This window comes from Arthrobacter oryzae, from assembly GCF_030812315.1.
In the GTDB taxonomy this organism is placed as follows: Bacteria; Actinomycetota; Actinomycetes; order Actinomycetales; family Micrococcaceae; genus Arthrobacter; species Arthrobacter oryzae_B.
On the sequence record NZ_JAUSSM010000012.1, the window covers coordinates 17,990 to 42,875 of the forward strand.

General features: G+C 65.7%; 19 protein-coding genes and 1 tRNA gene. 8 read left to right on the top strand and 12 right to left on the bottom strand.

What is annotated here, in order from left to right:
• The first annotated feature begins 92 nt into the window (after positions 1-92).
• The 3 genes from J2S97_RS19920 to otsB all read left to right on the top strand — a co-directional run bounded on the left by J2S97_RS19920 (position 93) and on the right by otsB (position 5,123).
• Positions 93-1,082, top strand: coding sequence for an LLM class flavin-dependent oxidoreductase (locus tag J2S97_RS19920; protein WP_307051670.1), 990 nt, complete (start codon positions 93-95; stop codon positions 1,080-1,082).
• Positions 1,083-1,212: 130 nt separating this feature from the next.
• The gene (locus tag J2S97_RS19925) at positions 1,213-2,316 is read left to right on the top strand and encodes a PP2C family protein-serine/threonine phosphatase (protein WP_307051671.1); all 1,104 of its coding nucleotides are present in this window, start codon (positions 1,213-1,215) and stop codon (positions 2,314-2,316) included.
• 179 nt (positions 2,317-2,495) lie between these two features.
• Complete coding sequence (gene otsB, locus J2S97_RS19930) at positions 2,496-5,123, top strand: trehalose-phosphatase (protein WP_307051672.1); 2,628 nt, start codon at positions 2,496-2,498, stop codon at positions 5,121-5,123.
• On the opposite strand, the gene J2S97_RS19935 is transcribed toward otsB, so the two are convergent.
• The 3 genes from J2S97_RS19935 to J2S97_RS19945 all read right to left on the bottom strand — a co-directional run bounded on the left by J2S97_RS19935 (position 5,120) and on the right by J2S97_RS19945 (position 7,703).
• Positions 5,120-6,043 (bottom strand): AEC family transporter, encoded by a 924-nt coding sequence (locus tag J2S97_RS19935; protein ID WP_307051673.1) that lies wholly within the window; start codon positions 6,041-6,043, stop codon positions 5,120-5,122. The two genes, otsB and J2S97_RS19935, sit on opposite strands and share 4 nt — an antisense overlap.
• A gap of 203 nt (positions 6,044-6,246) precedes the next feature.
• Entirely contained in the window at positions 6,247-6,675 is a 429-nt protein-coding gene (gene panD / locus J2S97_RS19940) for an aspartate 1-decarboxylase (RefSeq protein WP_307051674.1), read from the bottom strand.
• A 92-nt stretch (positions 6,676-6,767) separates the two neighbouring features.
• A complete protein-coding gene (locus J2S97_RS19945; protein WP_307051675.1) occupies positions 6,768-7,703 on the bottom strand; it encodes a LysR family transcriptional regulator in 936 nt (311 codons plus the stop codon).
• A 152-nt stretch (positions 7,704-7,855) separates the two neighbouring features.
• Between J2S97_RS19945 and J2S97_RS19950 the strand changes: the two genes are divergently transcribed.
• Together J2S97_RS19950 and J2S97_RS19955 are read left to right on the top strand one after the other, a co-directional pair.
• Entirely contained in the window at positions 7,856-9,319 is a 1,464-nt protein-coding gene (locus J2S97_RS19950; RefSeq protein ID WP_307051676.1) for an amino acid permease, read from the top strand.
• Between the two features lie 472 nt (positions 9,320-9,791).
• Positions 9,792-13,331, top strand: a complete 3,540-nt coding sequence (locus tag J2S97_RS19955) for a bifunctional proline dehydrogenase/L-glutamate gamma-semialdehyde dehydrogenase (RefSeq protein WP_307051677.1) — start codon at positions 9,792-9,794, stop codon at positions 13,329-13,331.
• A 164-nt stretch (positions 13,332-13,495) separates the two neighbouring features.
• On the opposite strand, the gene J2S97_RS19960 is transcribed toward J2S97_RS19955, so the two are convergent.
• The gene (locus J2S97_RS19960; protein WP_307051678.1) at positions 13,496-13,705 is read right to left on the bottom strand and encodes a hypothetical protein; all 210 of its coding nucleotides are present in this window, start codon (positions 13,703-13,705) and stop codon (positions 13,496-13,498) included.
• Positions 13,706-14,105: 400 nt separating this feature from the next.
• Positions 14,106-14,960 (bottom strand): LysR substrate-binding domain-containing protein, encoded by an 855-nt coding sequence (locus tag J2S97_RS19965; protein ID WP_307051679.1) that lies wholly within the window; start codon positions 14,958-14,960, stop codon positions 14,106-14,108.
• A 191-nt stretch (positions 14,961-15,151) separates the two neighbouring features.
• Here J2S97_RS19965 and J2S97_RS19970 point away from each other — a divergent pair, with 191 nt between their 5' ends.
• Positions 15,152-16,693 carry an MFS transporter gene (locus J2S97_RS19970; protein WP_307051680.1) on the top strand — a complete coding sequence of 514 codons (1,542 nt, stop codon included), beginning with the start codon at positions 15,152-15,154 and terminating at the stop codon, positions 16,691-16,693.
• On the opposite strand, the gene J2S97_RS19975 is transcribed toward J2S97_RS19970, so the two are convergent.
• The 3 genes from J2S97_RS19975 to J2S97_RS19985 form a co-directional block, all read right to left on the bottom strand.
• Positions 16,626-17,786: a N(5)-(carboxyethyl)ornithine synthase gene (locus J2S97_RS19975; RefSeq protein WP_307051681.1), complete on the bottom strand. Its 1,161-nt coding sequence runs from the start codon at positions 17,784-17,786 to the stop codon at positions 16,626-16,628. The genes J2S97_RS19970 and J2S97_RS19975 overlap by 68 nt on opposite strands.
• A complete protein-coding gene (locus J2S97_RS19980; protein WP_307051682.1) occupies positions 17,783-17,932 on the bottom strand; it encodes a hypothetical protein in 150 nt (49 codons plus the stop codon). Before J2S97_RS19980 ends, J2S97_RS19975 begins: the two co-directional genes overlap by 4 nt.
• A 156-nt stretch (positions 17,933-18,088) precedes the next feature.
• A tRNA-Gly gene (locus tag J2S97_RS19985) sits at positions 18,089-18,162 on the bottom strand.
• A 280-nt stretch (positions 18,163-18,442) separates the two neighbouring features.
• Here J2S97_RS19985 and J2S97_RS19990 point away from each other — a divergent pair.
• Positions 18,443-18,889, top strand: coding sequence for an SRPBCC family protein (locus J2S97_RS19990; protein WP_307051683.1), 447 nt, complete (start codon positions 18,443-18,445; stop codon positions 18,887-18,889).
• A 41-nt stretch (positions 18,890-18,930) separates the two neighbouring features.
• On the opposite strand, the gene J2S97_RS19995 is transcribed toward J2S97_RS19990, so the two are convergent.
• A complete protein-coding gene (locus J2S97_RS19995; RefSeq protein WP_307051684.1) occupies positions 18,931-20,682 on the bottom strand; it encodes a CAP domain-containing protein in 1,752 nt (583 codons plus the stop codon).
• A gap of 181 nt (positions 20,683-20,863) precedes the next feature.
• Here J2S97_RS19995 and dcd point away from each other — a divergent pair, with 181 nt between their 5' ends.
• Positions 20,864-21,439, top strand: a complete 576-nt coding sequence (gene dcd, locus J2S97_RS20000; protein ID WP_307051685.1) for a dCTP deaminase — start codon at positions 20,864-20,866, stop codon at positions 21,437-21,439.
• Positions 21,440-21,581: 142 nt separating this feature from the next.
• On the opposite strand, the gene J2S97_RS20005 is transcribed toward dcd, so the two are convergent.
• The 3 genes from J2S97_RS20005 to J2S97_RS20015 all read right to left on the bottom strand — a co-directional run bounded on the left by J2S97_RS20005 (position 21,582) and on the right by J2S97_RS20015 (position 24,726).
• Entirely contained in the window at positions 21,582-22,769 is a 1,188-nt protein-coding gene (locus J2S97_RS20005) for a cation:proton antiporter (RefSeq protein WP_307051686.1), read from the bottom strand.
• A gap of 5 nt (positions 22,770-22,774) precedes the next feature.
• Positions 22,775-23,257 (bottom strand): cation:proton antiporter regulatory subunit, encoded by a 483-nt coding sequence (locus J2S97_RS20010; RefSeq protein WP_307051687.1) that lies wholly within the window; start codon positions 23,255-23,257, stop codon positions 22,775-22,777.
• A gap of 65 nt (positions 23,258-23,322) precedes the next feature.
• On the bottom strand, positions 23,323-24,726 hold the full coding sequence (locus tag J2S97_RS20015) for an MFS transporter (RefSeq protein WP_307051688.1): 1,404 nt from the start codon (positions 24,724-24,726) through the stop codon (positions 23,323-23,325).
• Positions 24,727-24,886: the final 160 nt, after the last annotated feature.

Here is a 24,886-nt window from a genome sequence, read left to right on the forward strand (position 1 = left end):
ATAACCCGGCCGCCGCCGTCGTTGTCGCCAGTGTGCCTGTTCCGCTACCGGAACGGACCGCCACCGCTCCGCTACGAAAGGCCGGCTCCTCCGTGACTGTTCCGCTTTCCATCCTTGACCTGGCCACCATCGCTAAGGGTCAAACAGCGGCCGAGAGCTTCGCCGGCAGTGTGGCCATGGCGCAGCGGGCGGAGGAGCTGGGCTACCGCCGGGTCTGGTACGCGGAGCACCACAACATGTCCTCCATCGCTTCCTCGGCCACGAGCGTGCTGATCGCCCACATCGCGGCCAACACCAGCAGTATCAGGCTGGGCGCAGGCGGCGTGATGCTGCCCAATCACTCGCCGCTGACCATCGCCGAACAGTTCGGCACGCTGGAGACCCTGCATCCGGGCCGCATCGACCTCGGCCTGGGCCGTGCGCCGGGCAGCGACCAGAACACGATGCGTGCCCTCCGCCGCGACCCGATGTCGGCAGACTCCTTCCCGCAGGATGTCCTGGAACTGCAGGGCTACCTGACCGGCCCCACCCGCATCCAGGGTGTGGAGGCGACGCCGGGCAAGGGCACCAACGTGCCGCTGTACATCCTGGGGTCCTCGCTTTTCGGGGCCCGGCTGGCAGCGCAGCTCGGGCTGCCGTACGCGTTCGCCTCGCACTTCGCGCCCAACGCCCTGCAGGATGCCGTGGCCAGCTATCGCCGCGAATTCAAGCCCTCGGCCCAGCTCGACGCTCCGCATGTGATCGCCGGTGTGAATGTGATTGCGGCTGATTCCGCCGCCGAGGCGCAGGAGATGTTCCAGGCCACCAAGCGCGCCCGGGTGTCCCTGTTCTTCGGCAACGGCAGGGTGTTCACCGATGATGAGGCGGACATGATCCTCGACTCGCCGCAGGGCCAGCATGTAGCCCAGATGATGAAGTACTCGGCCATCGGCACTCCGGATGTGGTGATGGACTACCTCGACGAGTTCACAGCCCATGCTGACGCGGATGAACTGATCGTGGCCCACCAGAGCAACGGAACAGAGGCCCGCCTCCGGTCCGTCGAACTGCTCGCCGCTGCAGCCGGGATGGCCCGGGTCTAGGCGCCTGCCGCCGCGCGCTTCAGCCGTCGCGTACCGCCAGCCGACGGCGGGGCGGAATCGACCGGTCTGGCAGAACGGTCCGGATGATACCGATGTGACAATAACGGCCCGCACGGAGTCTAATGAGTGCATGACTGATGAGCCGGACCTACGCCGTGCCCTCGTCATTGAGGACGATGAAGACATCCGCGGCCTGCTGGTGCACATCCTGACCAAGCAGGGCTTCCAGGTTTCCTCCGTCTCATCCGGGCGGGTCGGCATTGAGCTGATGCAGCGCGAGGGCGCTGAACTGGTCACCCTTGACCTGAACCTGCCCGACATCGACGGCGTTGAAGTCTGCCGCGAACTGCGCGGCTTTTCCGACGCCTACATCCTGATGCTCACCGCCCGCGGCGAGGAACTGGACCGGCTGACCGGGCTCGACACCGGCGCGGATGACTACCTCACCAAGCCCTTCAGCCCCCGCGAACTCGGGTCCCGGATCACCGCGCTGTTCCGCAGGCCGCGCGCCAGCGCCGTCCACGAGGCCGCGGTCCAGGACGAACTGCGCCGCGCCGTCGAGGTCCAGCGCAGCCTGCTGCCAGCGGAGGGGCTGTCCTTCGACGGGTTCGACATCGCCGGATCCTTCCGGCCGTCCCGCAACGTCGGCGGCGACTTCTTCGACTGGTACCCGAACGACGGCGGCCTGCAGCTGACGCTGGCGGACGCCATGGGCAAAGGCATGGGGGCAGCGCTGATCGCAGCAACCGTCCGTGCCGTTATGCGTTCAGTTGCCCACAGGTCGCCGCTGGGCGAGGCCTTCAAATCGGCGGGCCGGATCCTGGAAGCCGACCTGGAACAGTCCGCGTCCTTCGTCACCCTCTTCCACGCCCGGCTGGCCGCCTCCACCGGAATCCTGAACTATGTTGACGCAGGCCACGGACTGGGACTTCACGTCAAGGCGGACGGCAGTTCTTCGCGGCTGCTCACCGGCGGACCTCCCGTCGGGGCCTGGCCCGGACAGGAGTGGGACGCGCACCAGGTTTTGCTGGAACCCGGCGACTCGCTGGCCGTGGTCAGCGACGGCCTGCTGGACGTCTACCCCGACATCGAGGTCCTGACGGCCGTTGTGGCCGGCACGGTCTCTGCCAGCGCCAGCGCGCAAACTGCCTGCGACGCCGTCCTTGAGCTCGCCTCGGGCCGGGACGTATCCGACGACGCCACCGTGGTGGTACTGAAACGGGCGCAGCGGTAGCTGCCTGCCCGCCGTCGTCCGCCTGCCCGCCGTCGTCCGCCTTAAACAGAGGGCACGCACACGTTACATTCCCGCAATGACAGGGATATTCTGGTGTAACGACGGCACAGGAAACTGGGGGTATGTCCCTCGCCGGACTTTCTCACGCATCATTGGGGATTATCCGAAGGACGTCGCCTGTGCCTACTCCGCTTAACCAGACCGTGGCCGATTCCGCCCTCCTGACGCGGTCCCTGCCGCTCGGCTTGCTCCGCGCATTTGTGCAGTCGGACGCCGCCGACGACGGCCTCACGCCGCACCTCCTGGCTGAACTCAAGATCCTGGCCCGCACTCCCGGGCTGCTGGTGGCCTGCAACTATGGCGGCACGCTCTGTGACGCGGAAGGCATCTCCACCGAGACCCTGCCGCTGGGCAGCGCCGCGATCGCCCTCCGTGCCCTGGCGGCCCTGCCCAATACCCACGCCGCCGTCATCTCCGGGAGGTCGCTGCGGGACCTGGCGGCAGTGTCCCGGCTCCCGGCGGAAGTGCACCTGGTGGGTTCCCACGGCGCGGAGTTCGATATGGGCTTTGCCCACGGACTCTCGCTGGCCACCGAATCCGTCCTGCAGCAGGCAAGCCAGGCCCTCGTTGAAACCATCGGCGCCTATAAGGGGATCAGCATCGAGCGGAAGCCGGTGGCGGTTTCCGTGCACACGCGGCCGGCGTCGCCCGCGATCGTTGCGAAGGTGCTGGAGAAGGCCGAGGAAGTGGCCCGAGCCCACGGCCTGTTCTACATTGTTGACGGTTCCGTGCTGGACCTCTCCGTGGTGGAACCGTCCAAGGCGGACGCCCTCGAACATCTCCGTGCCCGCCTGGGGGTGAGTGCCGCCCTCTATGCCGGCGACGCCTCCAGCGACGAACTGGCCATGGCCACGCTCCGCGGCCCGGACATGGGCATCAAGGTGGGGGAGGGGCTAACGGCCGCGGCCCACCGTCTGCGCGATCCCGAATCGTTTGCCCGGGTCCTGGCCATCCTGTTCGAACTGCGGCGGGCATGGCTCTTCGGGGAGGACGCCGTCGGCCTGGAGCGCCACTCCATGATCGGCAACGGCTCGTCCACGGCCCTGATCACCCCGGAAGCCAAGGTCTGCTGGATGAGCCACCCGCTGCCGGACTCCGGGTCCCTGTTCGCCCATATCCTGGGCGGCGATGCGGCTGGCCACTTCTCGGTGGAACCGGTGAAGGCGTCCCAGGTGCTTGGCCAGCGCTACGTGGACAGCACCATGATCGTGGAAACCCGCTGGGCCGACGTCACGGTGACCGACTACCTCGAACCGGCCCCGGACGGGATCACCAGCCTGGTCCGGGTACTGTCGGGGAGCGGCGCGGCAAGGATCGTCTTCGCGCCCCGGCCCGACTACGCCAATGCACCGTTCAGCATGGAGGCGCGGGGCGAGGATCTGCACGTGGTGGGCACCTCCGATCCCATCATCCTGCTGGCTCCCGGCGTCAGCTTTTCCATCACCTCGGACGGCCGCCATGCCACTGCCACAGCGGACGTTAACCTGCGGAACGGGCCCGTGGTGCTCAACCTGCGCTGCGGTGACACCGATCCGGGCCAGGTGGAGGTGAGCGGCGAGACTGAGCGCCGTGCCGCCGTCGCCCATCACTCCCGGCGGTGGGTCCAGGACCTGGCGCTGCCGGGCGTCAAGCCGTCGCTGGTGCGCCGGTCGGCGCTGGTGCTGCGCTCGCTGGTGCATGAGCCCACCGGTGCCGTGCTGGCCGCGCCCACCACGTCGCTGCCGGAAGGAATCGGCGGCACCCGGAACTGGGACTACCGCTACTGCTGGCTGCGGGACGGTTCCATGACCGTCAACGCGCTGGTGGACCTGGGCTCCACGACGGAAGCGTACGGGTTCCTCCGCTGGCTGGGGCGGATCCTGGACAACGCGCCCGGGCCGGAATGGCTGCACCCGCTGTACTCAGTCACGGGAGCGCCGCTGTCCACGGAGGCCATCATCGAGAGCCTGCCCGGCTACGCGGGATCCCGGCCCGTACGGATCGGCAACGCCGCGGACCATCAGGTGCAGCTGGACGTGTTCGGGCCCATCGCCGAACTCATCGCCGCAGTGAGCGAACGCGAAGGCGCGCTGGAGGATACGCACTGGGAGCTCATGGGGCAGATGGCCTCCGCGGTGCTGGCCCGCTGGCATGAGGCCGACCACGGGATCTGGGAAGCGCGCCGCGCACCGCGGCACCACGTGTACACCAAGGTCATGTGCTGGGTGACGCTGGACCGGGCGCTGCGCACCGCGGCCCGGCACGGCAGGGAACCGGATCCGGCCTGGGCGCCCACCGCAGCAATTATCCGCGAGGAAGTCCTCCGCGAGGGCTGGGACGACGGCGCGGCGTCCTACACCGTTGCCTACGACAGCCCGGACCTGGACGCAGCGGTGCTGCACATCGGCCTGTCCGGCCTGCTGGACGTGACCGACCAGCGGTTCCTGGACACTGTCACCGCCGTGGAACGGGAGCTTCGCGTGGGACCCACCGTTTTCCGGTACAGGTACGACGACGGCCTGCCGGGCCTGGAGGGCGGCTTCCACATCTGCACCACCTGGCTGATTGAGGCCTATGTGGCGGTGGGCCGGATCGAGGAGGCGTGGGACCTGTTCGACCAGCTCGTGAACCTGTTCGGTCCCACGGGCCTGTTGCCCGAGGAGTACGATCCCGGCACTGAAACCCATCTGGGCAACCACCCGCAGGCGTACTCCCACCTCGGCTTCATCCGCTGCGCCCGGCTCCTGGACCAGCACCAGAAGAACTAGGTGAGCAGCAGGGCCACGCCGATCATGGCCGGGACTGCCACGACCGTGGTGATCAGCACGGTGTCCTTGGCCACGGTGAGGCCCGTCCTGTAGCGGCTGGCCGCGACGAAAACGTTCTGGGCGGTGGGTAAGGCGGACGTCACCACAACGGCGAACAGGGCATGCCCTTCCATACCGAGCATGCGGGCGAATACGTAGGCGATGGCCGGGTGGATTACGAGCTTGAAGGCGCTGGCCAGGAGGGTGTCGAGGCGGCGGCCCGCGGCTCCCTGCAGTGGCCGGGCGCCGTTGAGGCTCATGCCGAACGCGATCAGCATGGCTGGGATGGCTGCCCCGCCGATCAGGTGAATGGGCTGCATGACCAGTTCCGGTACCTGCCATCCCGTCCCCGCCACCACCAGGCCCAGTGCCGAACCCACGATCATCGGGTTCTTCAGGATCATGAGTACGAAGCGGCCGGGAGTGGTCCGGTGTGCGCTGGTGGTGGCATCCAGCGCCATCAGGAAGAGCGGCGTGAAGAAGGCCAGCTGGAAGATCAGCAGCGGAGCCACGTAGCTGGCGTCGCCGAGGACGTACACGGCGATGGGGATGCCCAGGTTGGCGGAGTTCGCCAGTGACGCACTCATGGACGACATCAGCGATTCGGGCACGGTGCGTTTCAGCAGGAACCGGACGATCACGAAGAAGAGTGTGGCGGTGACCATCGCACCAACGGCGGTGACCAGCAGGGGAGCGGCAACGACGTCGTGGAGCTTGGCCTTGCTGAGGGTCTCGAACAGGAGTGCCGGGCTGGCCACGAAAAAGGTCAGCGCGCTGAGCACGGAACGGGCGTTCTCTCCGAGGATGTTCCTGCGGCCCACGAACATGCCGACAAGGATGATGGCCCAGACTACGAAGAAGCCCGCCAGAACGCCTAGCACCCAAATGTCCCTGAAGGTGTCCCTGACATTGATTCTGTCCGGGCAGGCGGGTGGGGGTTAGCGTTCACCATCCCAGCCTAATCAGATTTAATCAGCCTGAAGCCGGAGTGTGGGCAGGATCTCGGTATCCGGACAGGCGGGCTTCCGGCCGGATGCGTTGACGGTTTCGGAGCCCCTGGTGAGTGCCGGGGCTGGCAGCCGGCCTAGTTCAGTGCGGAGTTGTTCAGTGCGAACGGCGGCCGCATGAGGCCGCGGGTGTGGCCTTCGGCGGGGTCGTTGCCGATCTGGACAATCTTGTTGTCCTTGTCCACATGGACAACCTTCGGAGTGTAGGCCCGGGCCTCCTCCGTGGTCATCTCGGCATAGGTGATCAGGATGACGATGTCATTTTCATGCATCAGGTGCGCCGCCGCCCCGTTGATGCCGATGACACCGGAACCGCGCTCGCCGGCAATGGTGTAGGTCTCAAGGCGTGCGCCGTTGGTGACGTCGACGATCGCCACGAGCTCTCCCGGGAGAATGTCCGCGGCATCCAGCAGGTCCAGGTCAACGGTGACCGACCCTACGTAGTGCAGATCGGCATGCGTGACAGTGGCCCGGTGAATTTTGGACTTAAACATTGTGCGATTCATAACGTGATCAGTCTAACGCCCGGTGCAATTCCGCGCTGTGACGTAGGGAACTCCCCGGCCGATCCCTGGCAACTTCGGATGATGCCCGAGGATCAGGCGGATTTGGCCTCCGGCGGCACCGGCCCCGCCGGTGCAATCGAGTCGGCGGTCAAGGCCAGTACTTCCCGGGCGGCCAGGATGGCGGGCCGCTTGACGCTGGACCGCCGCACAGAGGTGAAGACGGTCCGGTGCGGGTTGCCCGGCAGGAGCAGCAGCTCCGCCGATGTTCCCCTGCCGGTCCATACCAGGTCCGGCATCAGGCCTACAGCGTTGCCGGACTCGATCAGCCGGATCTGCGCCTGCAGGTCCGCCGTTTCGTACCGGACGTCGGGCTCAAAGCCTGCGCTTCGGCAGGCCTGTTCGGCCCAGTGCCGGGATGCCGCGCCCCTCGGCTCCATGACCCACGCCAGGTCCGCCGTGTCTTCGAGCGAGCTGATGGGCGCCAAACCCTTGTCCCGTCCGGGAATAGCCAGTCGGATGGCATCGCTGGTCAGCCGGATACGGTCCAGCTCGGCGTACCGGGGAGCGGCGTGGCCGGGGTACTGCTCCGCGATTACCAGGTCAAAGCCCCGGGCCCAGGTTTCGTGCAGCGCTGTTTCCGGCTCCCGCTGGACCATTTCGATCCTGACCTCGGGGTAGCTGGCTGCCATCCGCGTGAGCGTGCCCGGCATCAGTGCCAGTGCCGCGGACTGGAAGACGGCGATCCGGACCGTGCCTGAAACGGTGGTCAGCGATGCTGCCAGGTCCGCCTCGGCCTGCTCCAGCGTTTCGAGCAGATGGGCGGTGTGGGCAACCAGGACTTCGGCCTGCGGGGTCAGCTGGACCCGGCGCCCCGTCTTGCGCAGCAGCTGGACCCCGGCTTCCTTTTCCAGCAGCGCCAACTGCTGGGAGACGGATGAAGGGCTGTACTGGAGGGCGTCCGCCACCTCCGCCAGGGTTCCCCGGATCTTAAGTTCACGAAGCAGCCTCAACCGCCGGACGTCGAGCATGGCCGTTCCTTCGCTAAATCTAATCAATATTAATTAGGAGAATTCACTTTATCTAATGCAATTGGCCTTGCATACTGATCGGGTGAGTTACCCCCGTCACAGACCCGCACCAAGGCACCGCGATGGGGCCGCACCCCAAGCAGGAGTTCCTGATGAGCACTAAAGATATGACCCAGTCGATCATGCGGCGCAAGCCACTCGACGACATTGAAGAAGAAAATAAACACAGCGGACTATTCAAGTCGCTCGGACTCTGGCAACTAACAGCCATCGGAGTCGGCGGCATTATCGGCGTCGGGATATTCTCCCTCGCCGGGCTGGTGGCGGCAGGCAGTGCGGACACGCCGGGTGTGGGGCCCGCGGTGCTGTTCTCCTTCCTGATTGCCGGACTGGCTTCGGCTGCCGCCGCGCTGTCTTATGCGGAATTTGCCGGCATGATTCCACGCGCCGGCTCGGCATACACATACGGCTATGTTGCCCTCGGCGAAGTGATCGGCTGGTTCATCGGCTGGGACCTTCTGCTCGAATACATCGCCATCGTAGCGGTGGTGGCCATCGGCATTTCCGGTTACTTCGACGCTTTCCTCTCCGGTCTCGGCATCCACATGCCCGTCTGGATGACCTCGACCCCCGACGAAGGCACGGGCGGCATCGTCAACATTCCGGCTATCGTGGTCTGCCTCATTGTGACCTGGATCCTCTCCCGCGGCACCAAGACATTCGGACGCTTCGAACTCGTCGCCGTGGCCATCAAGGTGGTCCTGATCCTTTTCATCATCGGGCTGGGCATCTTCTACATCAACGCAGATAACTACAACCCGTTCATGCCCAGCGGGATCGGCCCGGTCTTCGCCGGCGCCGCCACAGTGTTCTTCGCGGTGTTCGGCTATGACGCGATGAGCACCGCCGCCGAGGAAGCGACGGACGGCAAGAAGCACATGCCCAAGGCCATCATCCTGTCCCTCATCATCGCGATGCTGCTTTATGTGGCGGCCACCCTGGTCCTCACCGGCATGCAGAACTACCAGGACATCGACCCGAAGGCCGGCTTCGCGTCCGCGTTCACCGGTGTCGGCCTGCCCATTATCGCCACCATCATCTCTGTGTTCGCGGTGCTGTCCATCCTTACCGTGATGCTGACCTTCCTCCTCGGCGTCACCCGCGTCTGGTTCTCCATGAGCCGTGACGGACTCCTGCCCGGCTGGTTCGCTGGAACGGACAAGCATGGAACTCCTCAGCGTGTGACCTGGATCGCGGGCATTGCCTCCGCCTTGCTGGCCGGCGTGTTCCCGATCAAGGCGGTTGCCGACCTGACCAACATCGGAATCCTGGCCGCGTTCGTCGTCGTCTGCTTCTCGGTGATCGTGTTCCGCTACAAGAAGCCCGATGCGCCCCGCACCTTCCGCCTTCCGCTGATGCCCTTCATCCCGGCTTTCGGCGTCCTGGCCTCTGCCTTCCTGATGTTCCAGCTGCACTGGGAGACCTGGGCCCGCTTCGGGGTCTGGCTTGTCATTGGCCTGATCATCTACTTTGGCTACGGCCGAAAGCACTCTCTGATGAACCCGGACAGTCCCCGCCACGCAGAGGCCGTGGAGATGCACCGCCCCGTCGGGTAGCCATCCAGCCCTCTCTCACTTCCTGCAACAAAAAACCGGACGCTCTCTCAGATCCGGTGCCATATCAACGAACCCTCTCTCACCTCGGTGGAAGGGGGTTCGTTGTTGTGTCCCCGAAGTGAGAGAGGGTCGCCCGGGAGGCGACGAAAAGTGAGAGAGGGTCGCCCGGGAGGCGACGAAAAGTGAGAGAGGGTCGCCCGGGAGGCGACGAAAAGTGGGAGAGGGTCGCCCGGGAGGCGACGAAAAGTGAGAGAGGGTCGCCCGGGAGGCGACGAAAAGTGAGAGAGGGTCGCCCGGGAAAGTGCAGGAAGTGAGAGAGCGGGCTGGGTGAATTCCGAACCTTCATACGGCCTTTTGAAGCATTGGGTTTTCTAACCTGTATTGCTCAGAAAACATCGCTTTATCTTAACTGAACGGAGGTTCATACTGATGGAAAGAAGGACCTCACCTACGGAAAGAACGAGTGTTAGATATGACCAACATTTCAACGGAGCCCAGTGTCCTCACCGGAAAAAGGGCCGCCGCACCAGCCGCCGAACCCACTTCCCACGTGCTCGTTGCCCAGGCCCTCGCCGGGGAAACAATCGGGCTGGTGCGTCACTGGTTGACGGAGGCCGCCAAGGTCCCCGTGGACTCCTCCGCTGAACAGCTCGCCGGCGTCCTGAAAGACCCCAACGGGCTCGACTTCACGGTCGGTTTCGTGGACGGCGTGGTCCGCCCCGAAGACCTCCACGTGGCCGCCCGCAACCTTGCTGCCCTGGCCCCGAAGGTCCCCGCGTTCCTGCCGTGGTACATGCGCAGCGCCGTCCGCCTCGGCGGCACCATGGCACCTGTCCTGCCGCAGGTGGTCATCCCGATCGCCCGCAAGGTGCTCCGCGAAATGGTGGGCCACCTCATTGTGGACGCGACCGAGGCCAAGCTGGGCCCGGCCATCGCGAAGATCCGCAAGGACGGCATCAAGCTCAACGTCAACCTCCTCGGCGAAGCCGTACTCGGCAAACACGAGGCCTCCCGCCGGCTCGAGGGCACCCACACCCTGCTGGCCCGCCCGGACGTGGACTACGTTTCCATCAAGGTGTCCTCCACCGTCGCCCCGCACTCTGCGTGGGCCTTTGACGAGGCCGTGGAGCACGTCGTGGAGAGCCTCACTCCGCTGTTTACCCGCGCCGCCTCCTTTGCAGGCGCCGGGCAAAAGGCCAAGTTCATCAACCTGGACATGGAGGAATACAAGGACCTGGACATGACCATCGCGGTCTTCACCAGGATCCTGGACAAGCCTGAGTTCAAGGACCTTGAGGCCGGCATCGTGCTCCAGGCCTACCTCCCGGACGCCCTTGCCGCCATGATCCGCCTCCAGGACTGGGCGGCCGAGCGCCGCGCCAACGGCGGCGCCGCCATCAAGGTCCGCGTGGTCAAGGGCGCCAACCTGCCCATGGAACAGGTGGAATCCTCACTCCACGACTGGCCGCTGGCCACCTGGGGCACCAAGCAGGACTCGGACACCAACTACAAGCGCGTCATCAACTACTCGCTGCACCCGGACCGGATCAAGAACATCCGGATCGGCGTGGCCGGCCACAACCTCTTCGACATCGCCTTCGCCTGGCTGCTCGCCAAGCAGCGCGGCGTGGAATCCGGCATCGAATTCGAGATGCTGCTCGGCATGGCGCAGGGACAGGCCGAAGCCGTCAAGAAGGACGTCGGTTCGCTCCTGCTCTACACCCCCGTGGTGCACCCCGCCGAGTTCGACGTCGCCATCGCCTACCTGATCCGCCGCCTCGAAGAGGGCGCCAGCCAGGACAACTTCATGTCCGCCGTCTTCGAGCTCAGCGAAAACGAAACGCTCTTCGAGCGCGAGAAGCAGCGCTTCCTCGCCTCGCTGGCAGAACTCGACGACGAGGTCCCCCCGGCCAACCGCCAGCAGAACCGCAGTCTCCCTGCCGAGCCGATGCCGCGCGACTCCTTCGAGAACACCCCGGACACGGATCCCTCCCTGCCGGCCAACCGCGACTGGGGCCGCGCCATCCTGGACCGCGTTCCGTTCTCCACTCTGGGCAACGACTCCGTGGAAGCCGCAACCATCACGGACGCAGAGACGCTGAACACGGTGATCGCCACGGCAGTGGAAAAGGGCAAGGCCTGGGGCGCCCTCAGCGGTGCCGAGCGCGCCGCCGTCCTGCACCGTGCCGGCGACATCCTGGAGGCCCGCCGCGCTGACCTGCTTGAGGTTATGGCCAGCGAGACCGGCAAGACCATCGACCAGGGTGATCCGGAGGTCAGCGAAGCCGTTGACTTCGCCCACTACTACGCCGAGTCCGCGCGCAGGCTTGACGACGTCGACGGCGCCACGTTCGTGCCTGCGAAGCTCACCGTGGTGACCCCGCCGTGGAACTTCCCGGTGGCCATCCCGGCCGGCTCCACCCTGGCGGCACTCGCGGCCGGCTCCGCCGTCGTGATCAAGCCCGCGAAGCAGGCCCGCCGCAGCGGTGCCGTGATGATCGAGGCACTCTGGGAAGCCGGCGTGCCGCGCGACGTGCTGACCATGGTCCAGCTGGGTGAGCGTGAGCTCGGGCAGCAGCTGATCTCGCACCCGGCTGTGGACCGCGTGATCCTGACCGGCGGCTACGAGACCGCCGAACTGTTCCGCTCCTTCCGCAAGGACCTGCCGCTCCTGGCCGAAACCAGCGGCAAGAACGCCATCATCGTCACGCCCAGCGCAGACCTTGACCTCGCCGCCAAGGACGTTGCCTATTCCGCGTTCGGCCACGCCGGGCAGAAGTGCTCCGCCGCCTCACTGGTGATCCTGGTGGGCTCCGTGGCCACTTCCAAGCGGTTCCACAACCAGCTCATCGACGCCGTCACCTCCCTCAAGGTGGGCTACCCGGAGGACCCCACCAGCCAGATGGGTCCGATCATCGAGCCCGCCAACGGCAAACTCCTGAACGCCCTCACCACCCTTGGCCAAGGCGAAAACTGGGCCGTTGAGCCGCGGCAGCTGGACGAGACCGGCCGGCTCTGGAGCCCGGGCGTCCGCTATGGCGTGCGCCGCGGATCCTACTTCCACCTCACCGAGTTCTTCGGTCCGGTGCTCGGCGTCATGACGGCTGACACCCTGGAGGACGCCATCGCCATCCAGAACCAGGTGGAGTACGGCCTGACCGCCGGCTTGCACTCGCTGAGCACGGAAGAAGTGGGGCTCTGGCTGGACACCATCCAGGCAGGCAACCTCTACGTCAACCGCGGTATCACCGGCGCCATCGTGCAGCGCCAGCCTTTCGGCGGCTGGAAGAAGTCCGCGGTCGGGGCCGGAACGAAGGCCGGCGGGCCCAACTACCTTGCCGGCCTCGGCGACTGGGCCAGCAAAGCCAGCACGGCGGGCAGCGCCGATGGAAGCTCCAAGGCAGCTGTAACGAACCCCGGCGTTCGCCGCCTGGTGGGTGCAGCCAAGGGCGCACTGGATGCTTCCGCCTTCGAGGCCCTGCAGCGTGCGCTGGCCTCCGACGCCCTCGCCTGGGCCGAAGAGTTCGGCACCGCCAAAGATGTCTCCGGACTGAGCGCCGAGCGGAACATCTTCCGCTACCGTTCCCTCCCGGTGACGGTCCGACTCTCCGCCGGCGAACCCGTCGCTGACCTGGTGAGGGCAGTAGCCGCCGGCGTCCTGGCCGGTTCGGCACTGACGGTGTCCACCGCCGTCGAACTCCCCGCACCGCTGCAGGCAGCGCTCACCGCGCAGGACATCACCGTCACTGTGGAGGACGACGCCGCCTGGCTGGCCACCGCGGCTCGGCTCGCCGAAGCCGGGAAGCTTTCCGGCGGACGGATCCGGCTCCTTGGCGGCGACGCGACGGCGCTGGCCGAAGCCACCGGCGGACGCCCGGACCTGGCCATCTACGCCCACCCGGTCACCGAGGCCGGCCGCGTGGAACTGCTGCCGTTCCTCCACGAACAGGCCGTCAGCATCACCGCCCACCGCTTCGGGACGCCGAACCACCTCTCGGACAGCCTGATCTAAGCGGGCGTTCGGCAGCCTCGCCCATTAGCCCGGGGCGAGGTCGAGGCAAAAAACAATCGCCGCCGGCGGGCACCTTCGGGTGCCTGCCGGCGGCGATTCGTTTCTGTCGATGTGTTTTCTGTCGAGGTGAACTATCTGTCTTGGTGAACGTCAGGGAATTGCGGCTAGCCCAAATACCAGCCGGGCGGCACCCACGAGGCTGGGACCGAGTGTGCCGAGAAATCTTCGCAGCCGGTGCAGAAGTACGTGACCTCGCCCGGCTTCCGGAGCGTTCCGTCGTGCCGGTACTTTGCCGGGACGAAGGTCTCCAAGTAAATGAACTCATCAGTGCCGCACCGCTCGCAGTAGGGGCTGCCCACAAACTCGGTATCCACCAGGGTTGCGGCGGCGTGCGGTTCGCGCTGAGTGACTAGGTCAGCGTGTGCGCTTGATTCATGATGTGCTGGCGTGTTGCGGTGCGTCCCTACGGACAGCGGGCGTACCGTTTTTAGTGAGTGGACGGAATTTGAGACTGAAAGATGCGGGTGGTTCGTGGTTGGCGTCATCTCGTGCCTATCCCGAACTTTGTCCGTCAGGCGCCCCCACAGGCAGCGGCGGCGGACACGGTTCGTCATCGAATCGTTGTCATTGGCTTCTGCATAACCTTTAACAGAATTCAAGCATAAATTACGCACGTAATATCTTCAATCACTTACGTGCATTAAACACTTGCGCCTGGGAAAGTACTTACCTAGTTATGTGCGTTTTGTGCACTCACCCGGGCGGTATTAACTCCTAGGCGGAGCGCTTCAGTGTGCGCCCCACAATCGCCTGGGTGAGCGCCTCGATCACCTCGGCGTTGGCCAGCGGATTGCGGATCAGGGTGAAATCAACGTCGCCCACCGGCGGCAGGTCGAAGCGGCGGGTGATGATCTTGAGGTCCTCCGGTACCAGCGAGGACGGCATAACGGCCACGCCGATTCCCGCCCGGACAGCGGCCAGGACGCCGCTGATCTGCCGGGTGGTGCAGGTGATGCGCCAGGTCCGGCCCCGGGATTCGAGGGCGTCGATGGCAAGCTTCCTGCTGAGGCTGGGCGAGGGGTAGGCGATCAGCGGAACCGGATCCCCGGGTTCCAGTGCCGTCTGCTCCAGGCCCACCCACGCAAACGCATCGTGCTGCACCACCGTGCCGTCCTTCGCTCCGGCAACCCATTTCACAAAAACCAGGTCCAGCTGGCCGGCATTCAGTTTCTTATAAAGCTGGTCGCTCTGGCCCACTGTGAGTTCCAGGTTGATCTGGGGGTAAATCTGACGGAATTCCCGGAGGATGCGGGGGAGGCCGGTGATTGCGAGGTCGTCCGCCGTGCCTAAGCGCAGCCGGCCCCGCATGGCGGACCCGGAGAAATAGCGGGAGGCCGCATCGTGGGCCGCCAGGATGGTCCGGGCAAAACCTGCCATGGCATCACCGTTGTCCGTCAGCCGCACGTCCCGGGTGTCACGGGCAACCAGCACCCGCTTCGCCGCCGCCTCCAGCTTGCGCACGTGCTGGCTGACGGTGGGCTGGGCCAACCCGAGCCGTTCCGCCGCCTTGGTGAAGCTCAGGGTTTCGGCAACGGCCAAGAAAGACCGGAGCTGGGCGGGTTCAAACATGGCACTCCTGGAGTGGCGGGGCGGCGGGGCAGGTTCCGGACTGTCGGTGAGGGCGGCCGGTGAGACGGCTCCGCGCCAGGGTGGTATTGCGGTTCGCAATGTTAGTTATAGGAACAATACGCTTCCATAATCACATTGGGCCACCATAGCGTGGACGTATCCCGCTCACTCGCACCCTTTGAGGATTCACTGTGGCACCCCCTCCGCCTTCCACGGCAACCATCAGCCAGCCCGTCATCGACTCTGCCGCCTCTGCCGATTCCCCGCCCCCGCAACCACAGACCTCAAGGACTGCGCAGCCAGCGCTGCCGCAGCCTGCCACCGCCACCCAGCCGATCGCCGTCGTCACTGAACGGCTCCCGTGGCGCCACACCTTCATTTCCCTGCGGGTCCCCAACTTCCGCATTTTCGCCATCGGGCACTTCATTGCGGTGATCGCGCTCTGGATGCAACGGATCGCGCAGGACTGGCTGGTGCTGCAGCTTTCGGGCTCGGTCACCGCCGTCGGAATCACTGTGGCCCTGCAGTTCATGCCATCCCTGGTGCTGGGGCCGTGGGGTGGGATGATGGCGGACAGGTTCCCGAAACGGAAGATCCTCATCCTCTGCCAGGCCGCCGCAGCGGTCCTTGCGGCCGCCCTCGCCATCCTGGCGCTGAGCCAGCGCATCGAAGTGTGGCACGTCTACACCATCGCCCTGGTGCTGGGGCTTGTCACCGTCCTGGACCAGCCGGCCCGGCAGGTGTTCGTCAACGAACTCGTCGGCCCCACCTACCTGCGCAATGCCATCAGCGTGAACTCCACTACGTTCCAGCTGGGCGGGCTCATCGGCCCCGCACTCGCCGGACTCCTGCTCACCGCAGTGGGTGCCGGCTGGGCCTTCGCCGCAAACGCCGTGGCCTGCTGCTCAACAGTGGCCATGCTGTTGCTCCTGCGCAAGGACCAGCTGTTCATCAGTGCGCCGGCTCCAAAGCGCAAGGGCATGCTCCGGGAGGGGCTGAAGTACGCGCTCAGCAAGCCGACCATCTACTGGCCGTGGCTGATGGCCGGGTTCATCGCTGTGTTCGCCATGAGCCTGCCGGTGCTGCTGGCCGCCTTCGCTGATCGCGTGTACGACGTCGGCGCCGGAGGCTACGGGTTGCTGAACGCCCTCGTTGCGCTTGGCGCACTCGCCGGGGCCATTGCCTCCACCCGCCGCCGCCACCTGCGGCTGCGCTCGGTGGTCCTGGGCGCCGGAATGTACGGGCTGATGCTTTGCCTGGCGGCACTGGCGCCGTCCATGGTGTGGTTCGGCGCGGCCATGGTGCTGGCCGGGTTCTGGTGCCTGATGTTCCTGACTGCCTCGAACCAGCTGGTCCAGATCAGCTCCAACATGGCGATCCGCGGACGCGTCATGAGCCTCTACATCATGGTGCTGATCGGCGGCCAGGCCATCGGCGGTCCGATGCTCGGCTGGATTGCCGAGCACCTGGATCCGCACACCGCCATCCTGGTCTCCGGCGGGGTGCCGGTCCTGGCAGCGATGACTGTCGCCGTCGTACTGGCCCGCCGCGGCGAGCTGACCCTCAAAGTGGACCTCAAGGGGCGGCGCCACTTGCTCCGGATAGTCAGCCGAACGGCGAAGGAAGCGGCGCGCCGGCCCTCAGGACCGGCGCACCAACCGGCAGCTACGCGTCCAGAGGGGCGTGCGGGTACTCCGCCTGCCGCTGCTGGAACTGCAGCACGTCCTTGTTGAGGATCTCGCCGCCGCGGATTTCAATGGCGCGGGCGATCGTCTCGTTTCCGGTCCATGCCTCGGGGCCTGAAATGACGGTCTCCAGGAACGGAAGCAGCGCCTCGCTGATCTCCCAGCTGGAGGAGTTCCACAGGTAGGACGGACTGTGGTCCACCGCGTAGTAGTCGATATGGTCGCCTACGGTGAGCATGGGCTCGGCGAAGGTGGTTGTCTTCGCCCAGCTGAAGCCCATTCCCTCGTCGCAGGACACGTCCACGATCAGGCTGCCGGGACGGAACGCCCCAAGGTCCTCTTCACGCAGGTATGTCAGCGGGGCGTTGGGATCCTGCAGGGTGCAGTTGACGACGATGTCGCTCGCGGCGAGGAACGGTGCCAGCGGCACCTTCCCGCGTTCGGTGATGACCTGGCTGAGGAACGGCGCCTTGTCGTCATGGTCGAACTGGGCGATCCGCACCGAGTGGATGGGCGAGCCGACGGCGGCCACACCCCGGTTGGTCAGCACCTGGACGTCGTGGATGCCATGGGCATTCAGCGCCGTGACGGCACCGCGGGCGGTGGCGCCGAAACCGATGACGACGGCAGTGAGCCGCCGGCCGTAATCGCCGGTGGACCCTGTCAGGGCAAGGGCGTGCAGGACGGAGCAGTAGCCGGCCAGTTCGTTGTTCTTGTGGAACACATGTAGGCCGAAGCCGCCGTCGCTGGCCCAGTGGTTCATGGCCTCGAACGCGATCAGCGTGAGCTTCTTGTCGATGGCCAGCTGCGTGATGGCGCGGTCCTGGACGCAGTGCGGCCAGCCCCAGAGGACCTGCCCGTCGCGGAGCTCGGCAAGGTCGTCGGGCTGGGGTTTGGGCAGCAGGACGACGTCCGCGTCGGCAATGACCTGGTCGCGGGTGGCAATCCGTCCCACGAGGGAGGCCAGGTGCTCGTCCGAGACGCCGAACCGTTCACCGTAGCCCTGCTCAAGGATGATTTGCCGCCTGAGCTCCGGTGCTATGCGGTCCAGATGAAGGGGGTGGAGCGGGAGCCGCCGTTCGTCAGGTTTTCGCGTGCTGGCGAGGACTCCGAGGGTGAGGTGGTTCACGGAACCGGTCACTTCTTTTTGGGGCTCGCTGCCTTGGCGGCGGTCACCTTGTCGAGGGAGCTGGCGGGCGCTTCCGTGGCCCTCTTGTCGGCACGTTTTTCCTTGATGGATTTGCCGGACTTTTTGGATGCTGCTTGACGCGGGGACTTGTCAGCCATGATTGCTCCTGTAGCGGAACCGAAGGGGTTCCTGACTTCTGACGATACAGGTAGCCGCCTAATGCCCGAGGGGCAAGTCCCGGTGCGCAGCAGGCGATTGGGGCGGGTGGTGATGGGCCGTGCCGGCACCGGGCACCACGAAGTTTGCGGGAAAATTGGAGCGGCTGACGGGAATCGAACCCGCGTATCAAGCTTGGGAAGCTAGCGCTCTACCATTGAGCTACAGCCGCATGGGGACTGGCCAACAAAGTGGTCAATAGTCCCGGTTGCGTCAACCGGATTTACTTTACCCCAGCCGCGCGCCGTCCCCGAACAGGGACACCGGAAACGTTGGCGGCCTCCCCGTTCCGCGGGTGCGGGCGGGCCGGGTCACCGCCTTCCATAACTGTTCGGTTAAGGCACGGCTCAGGCGGCTCCGGACGGCCCACTCCTGAATATCCTGATTGGGTTAGCTGCAGTATCAGGGGAACGGGCTACGTCAGAAAGCTGTCCGACAAACAAGGGATCCCCGTGGCATTTGCAGAGTACGAGGTCGTCGTTGAACGCGATGCCATGACCGTGTACCGATTCCTGCAAGACGGGCTGAATCTTCCTTCGTGGCGGGAGGGAATCCGTAGCATTGAACTGCGGTCCGGCGCTGTGGGCGCCAACGGCGCCGTTTACCAGCAGACCTTAACGGGCCCGGCGGGGCGCCCGATTGCAGCGGACTTCCAGATTACCCAGCTGCGGCCGGGCGCCGAGATCCAGTTCCAGGTGGTGGCCGGTCCCGCCCGCCCGCATGGCGGCTACTACTTGAGCACCGAGGGAACCAGCACCCGGGTCCGGTTCGCGCTGGAATTCCGGCCCAAGGGGTTGGCTGGGCTGATGGACTTCATGATCCAGCGGACCATGAAGGCGGAAGTCGCCCAACTGGAACGCCTCAAGACAGTCCTGGAAGCCCGCGCGGCGGAGCACTAGCCTCCGGGCACTTAGCCGCAGGATACTTAGCCGCAGGGCGCTTACTGCGCCAGGTGCTGCCCGGCCCACGCACCCGGGACGGACGACGGCGAGGACAGCGCCCCGGTGCTGAGGTCCCAGAACTGCACGACGTCGCCGGCGCGCCGGAGTGCCAGCCCCGTCGAGTTCAGGCCCGTGACGTCCTTCAGCGGACGGATTGCCGTGATGTCCGCCCATCCGCTGGCCACGACGGACCGGGTTTCGGCGCGTGGTGCCGGTGCGCCTGAGCCCCGGTAGAGGCGGACGTTTCCGTCCGTCTGCCGCGCCAGCAGATCCTGGAAACCGTCGCCGTCGTAATCGACCATGGCAAGCCGGTTGGCTGACACGCCCGACGCCATCAGCGTCCGGGTAACAAGGTCGCCGTTCCCCCGGTTCGGGTACAGCCAGAGGTTTCCGGAGCCGTCCAGCGCCACCAGCTGGGGGAGCCGGTTGTTGGCGCACCAGCCTCCGAGCGCCAGGGTCATTCCGGCCCACCCGGACTGGCCCAGTGTCACGGCGGGGAGGAAGCCGCCGGTAGCCGCTCCTGCATGCACAGTGACCCGTCCGTCAGTCCATTGGGCCAGGACGTCGAAGACACCGTCCCGCTCCCAGTCCGTGATGAAGACTTCCTTGGCCGAGGCAAACCCGGTCCCGATAACCTGCTGGGCCCCGAATTGCCGGTTCCCCAGCGACTGACGGTTGAGGAGCTGACCTGACGAGTTGACTGACACCAGGTCGCCTGGACCCTTGATGGCCGCCGCGGAAAGGTCCGCCGTCGGCGGCATGTGCCGAACCAGCGGATCGCAGACGGTGGGAGGCGGCGGCGGCGGTTCACTGCTGCTGACGCCCGGGCTGGTGATGGTTCCGGCGGGGAGCGAGCCGTATCCGAAGAAGTTCACCACGCCCCACATGGTGTACCGGTTGGGAGTGGTCTGCCAGTTTCCGTCCGTGAAGGTGATGCCGACGCCGATCACATTGAACCGCGGATCCTTGAGGATCGCGTTGTGGGCCGGCGAGCTCTTCCACCATTCCACCAGCTGTGCGGCTTCGCGGTCCCAGCGCACCGCGATGACTTCCCCTGCACCGTTGGTGGGATTGAGGGCGCGGGAGTCCGTCCAGAAATTGGAGCGGTGTTCGATCACTTCCCGCGACGCGATGCTGTCGGACCATTCCTGGGCCATCCCTGCCACCGTGGCGTGATACTTCACGGCGGGGAGGCCGAACGAAGCTCGGTAGGTGTTGATGGCGTTGAAGACGGTTTTGATCTGCGATGACGCGTCGTCCCTGACCAGAGCTTCCGTGGCGAGGGATTCTGTCCGGAGCGCCTCGGTGGTAGCGGCGGGCGCCGGCGGGTTTTGCGACGGAGCCTGGGCAAGGGCTGCGAGGTCCGCATCGGTGGCGGATAGCGGTGGAATGGACGCCGGCTCGGGCGGGGAGTCCTGGGCTGGCCGGGAAGCCGTCCCTGTCTCCGATGAAGTTTGGGGTGCCGTGGACATGCTCCCTGCAGGGGCGACCGCAGACGCCGTGCCCGAGGTATCGGCAAGCGCGGCGGAGCCACCCGCCTTGATGTCCGGGTCCACGGCGGGGGCGAGGCCCGGTGCCGCAGCAGCGACCTCCGTGCCGCCGTCGTACGTGGCCGACGGCGGGCCGAGAGCGACGCTCTGCGTCTGCTGCCCCGCCGCAGAAGATGCCGCGGGTTCGGGGCTTGAGGAAAATCCCCCCAGCTGGCCGGCTGCAGGCGGGATGAGAGCCAGCGCGCAGATCATGGCCGCCATTGCCCGTGCCGAAATTTTCCTCAAGTCAACCCCAGATCCGTCGGCGTCGTCCCCTAATCTCTGGGAGAAGCGCCGTCACAGCCGCAACATCAGCCTCATCCTCTATCGGAAATGACGTTCCTTAACAGCAGTAACAGTAACCCCGGACGGCGGGGTGGGCAATGGTGCGGTATTTTTGAGTGTGCTGATCTCTGACCGCGATATTCGTGCCGAAATTGATTCCCAACGGATTGTCCTGGATCCGTATGATCCGGTGATGGTCCAGCCGTCGTCCGTGGACGTCCGGATCGACAGGTTTTTCCGGCTTTTCGATAACCACAAATACGCGCACATCGATCCCGCTGAGGACCAGCCTGAGCTGACGCGCCTGGTGGAAGTGGATTCCGGGGAGCCGTTCATCCTCCACCCCGGCGAGTTCGTGCTCGGGTCCACCTACGAGACCGTCACCCTGCCGGACGATATCGCGGCACGCCTCGAGGGAAAATCTTCACTGGGCCGGCTGGGGCTGCTGACGCACTCCACTGCGGGGTTCATCGACCCGGGGTTCTCCGGGCACGTCACCCTGGAGCTGTCCAACATGGCCACCCTGCCCATCAAGCTGTGGCCGGGTATGAAGATCGGCCAGCTGTGCTTCTTTAGGCTGAGCTCGGCGGCCGAGTTCCCCTACGGGTCCGGTGAGTACGGCAACCGTTACCAGGGCCAGCGCGGTCCCACCGCCAGCCGCAGCCACCTGAACTTCCACCGCACCGAAATCTGAGAGAGCGTCGCTGTTCAGGCGGCAGGATGTGAGAGAGCGTCGCTGTTTAGGCACCGAAATCTGAGCGAGCGTCGCTGTTTAGGCACCGAAATCTGAGCGAGCGTCGCTGTTTAGGCACCGAAATCTGAGCGAGCGTCGCTGTTCAGGCGGCGGGGGCGGGCTGGGGTTTCGCCGGGCCGCGCAGCATCTTGACGACCGGCTCCACGTAACGCGCCGCCAGCGGACCCATGATGGCCATGATCAGCACGTAGGCCGTGGCCAACGCCGCCAGGTCGTGCGGCACCACACCGGAGGCCACCGCCAGGCCGGCGATGACGATGGAGAATTCGCCGCGGGCTATGAGTGCGGCGCCTGCGCGGAAGCGGCCGGGCACGGCGATCCCTGCGCGCTGTGCCGCCCAGATGCCCGTGACCATCTTGGTGCCGGCCGTGACGACAGCCAGGATCAGTGCCCAGCCAAGAACCGGCGGGATGGATGTGGGGTCGGTGTTGAGGCCGAAGACCACGAAGAAGATTGCTGCGAACAAGTCCCGCAGCGGCTCGAGGATCCGGGTGGCGCTGTGCGCGGTGGCACCGGAAATGGCGATGCCCAGCATGAACGCCCCCACTGCGGCCGAGACCTGCATGGCGGCGGCAAGGCCGGCCACCAGCAACGCCGCGCCCAGCAGGTTCAGCAGGAACACCTCGGAGTTTTCACTGTGCACCGCCTTGGACACGCGGTGCCCGTGCCGGAGGGCCACCACCAGCACCACCGTGACCACGGCTAGTGAAATCCCCACTGTCTGAAGGCCCACCAGGAAACTGACGCCGGCCAGGGTGGCGGTCAGGACCGGAAGGTAGATGGCCATGGCCAGGTCCTCGAAGACCAGGATGGAGAGCACCACCGGGGTTTCACGGTTACCGATCCGGCCCAGGTCCGTTATCACCTTTGCGGCAATGCCGGACGAGGAGATGTACGTGACGCCGCCCATCACCATCGCTCCCACCACTCCCCAGCCCAGCAGCACGGCAAGCCCTGCCCCCGGCAGGAAGTTCAGCACGAAGTCCAGGACACCGGCCTGCCATGACCTTCGCAGCCCGGTGACCAGCTCCGTCGCTGTATATTCCAACCCGAGCATAAGGAGCAGAAGGATCACTCCGATCTCGCTGGAAAGGTGAGCGAACTCGTGCATCCCTTCCAGCTTGACCAGGCCGCCGGCCCCGAAAAACAGCCCGCCCACCAAATACAGGGGAATGGGGGACATCCCGATCCGCCCGGCCAGCCTGGCCAGCAGGCCAAGGCAGAACACAACGGCCCCCAGTTCGATGAGGGTTAGCGCGAGCGGATCCATGCCGTTCAGCCGTTGCGCAGGATATCGGCCGCCGTATCGAGGCCTTCTTGCGTTCCCACCGCCACGAGCAGATCGCCGGGGTGAAGGACGACGTCAGGCCCCGGAGACGGGACCACCTCTCCCTCCCGCATGATGGCAACGATGGAGACACCGCTGCGTGTGCGGATACAGGCCTTGCCCATGGGCTGGTTGTGGAACGGCGAGTCCGCGGCAATGGAGAACTGGCGGGTGACGATCCCGGGGATCTCCCGGTGTTCTTCCGACAGCTGCATGGCCAGGCGTTGCCCGCCCAGGAGGTTGCCCAGTGTGGCGGCTTCGTCGGCGGTCAGGGGGATGGACGCCTGGCACGTATCGGGATCGTCCCAGGTGGAAACGATCAGTTCGGTTTGACCCTCACGGTATTCCACCACGCCGATCCGGCGCCCCGAGGTGGTCATGAAATCCTTGCGCCTGCCGAGGCCAGGAAGGTCTGTCTCATCCACGTTCATGGCACCAGCCTAGTCCGCGCGGAGGCAGTTGGGGCTCCGAAACCGCCGAATTCCCGGCCGTCTGCTCAGGCGTCGGGAACCACGGCGATCTGCACCTTGCCGGGCGGCTTGACCGGGAGCAGCACCAGCAACCCGGCCAGCAGCACCACCATGATGCCGAGGATGCCCCAGCGCTGCGCTTCCCCCGGTTCAACCAGCGGGGAGGCCACGGCGATGCACAGCGTGAAGAGCGTTGGTGCCAGGAAGCTGACGGCCCGGCCGGTGGTGGCATACAGGCCAAAGAGCTCCCCGGATTCGCCATGCGGCGCCAGCCGGGCAAGGTAGGCGCGGGATGAGGACTGGGCAGGTCCGACGAAGAGGCACAGGAACAGCCCGAATACCCAGAACGTAGTGGTGCCCGCCCAGGCCTGGCCAAGGAAGACGTAGCTGCCGTTGCCCAGGACCAGGATGACCGTGCCGGCGACCAGCAGCCCGACGAGTGAACCGATGATGACGGCCTTGGGACCGGTCCGGTCGTCCAGGTAGCCGCCGATCATGGCTCCCACAGCCGCCACGACGTTGCCGAAGATGGCGAAGAAGATTACTTCCTTCAGTTCGAACCCGAACGTTCCCGCGGCGATGATCCCGCCAAACGTAAAGACGGCGGCCAGTCCGTCGCGGAAGATGGCGCTGGCGAGGAGGAAGAAGATGGTGTGCGGGCTGGTCCGGTAGATCGCCGTGATCCGGCGGACCAGCAAGCCGTAGGAGGCCAGGAATCCCAGCTTGGCGGCCTGCTTCGGTTTAGGCAGTTCCGGGACGGCGAACAGGACCGGCAAGGCAAAGATGAAAAACCAGAGGGCGGAGAACACCGCCACAAGCCGGATGTTGAGGCTGTCCTGGGTGGAGGAACCGAACCATGCGAAGCTGGGCTGGACGAAGAGCTGCAGCACCATCAGCAGGGCGACGATGCCGCCAAGGTAGCCCATGCCCCAACCGAAGCCGCTGACCTTGCCGATGTTCTTCGGGGTGGAGATCTGCGCCAGCATGGCGTTGTAGTTCACCCCGGCGAACTCGAAGAAAACGTTGCCCAGGGCGATGAGCGTGACGCCGAGCAGCAGGAACTCCGGCCGCGGGAAGACAAAAAAGCACAGGCCGGTCAGGACTGCGACGGCAGCCGTGTTGACCCCCAGCCACAGCTTCCGGCGGCCGCCGGTGTCCGAACGCTGGCCCGTCACAGGTGCAAGGACTGCAATGGCGGCGCCGGCAATCGCCAACGCAGCGCCCAGCACCGCAGATGCCTGGTCTTCGCCGCCGAAAGCGTTGGACGTCAGGTAGACAGTAAAGACGAACGTGGTCATCACGGCGTTGAACGCCGCCGAGCCCCAGTCCCAGGCAGCCCAGGCGAGCACCCGGCCCTTGCTTGCGGGCAGCGTTCCGGACTCCAGCTCGGACGGCGGCTGCGTGGCCGCGGAGGCGGTGACGGGGTTCATACGCTGATGCTATCCGCCCTAAGCGCAACGATGAGTTACCGGAAGGTGGAAACTCCCCGGAGTCACGGGGAAACCGGGAGGCAGCAGGGGCCTGCGTGGCAAAAGTGTTTGCGTCCGCTTGATAAACTGTGTGCACCGAACCCGACCTATGACCGCCTGC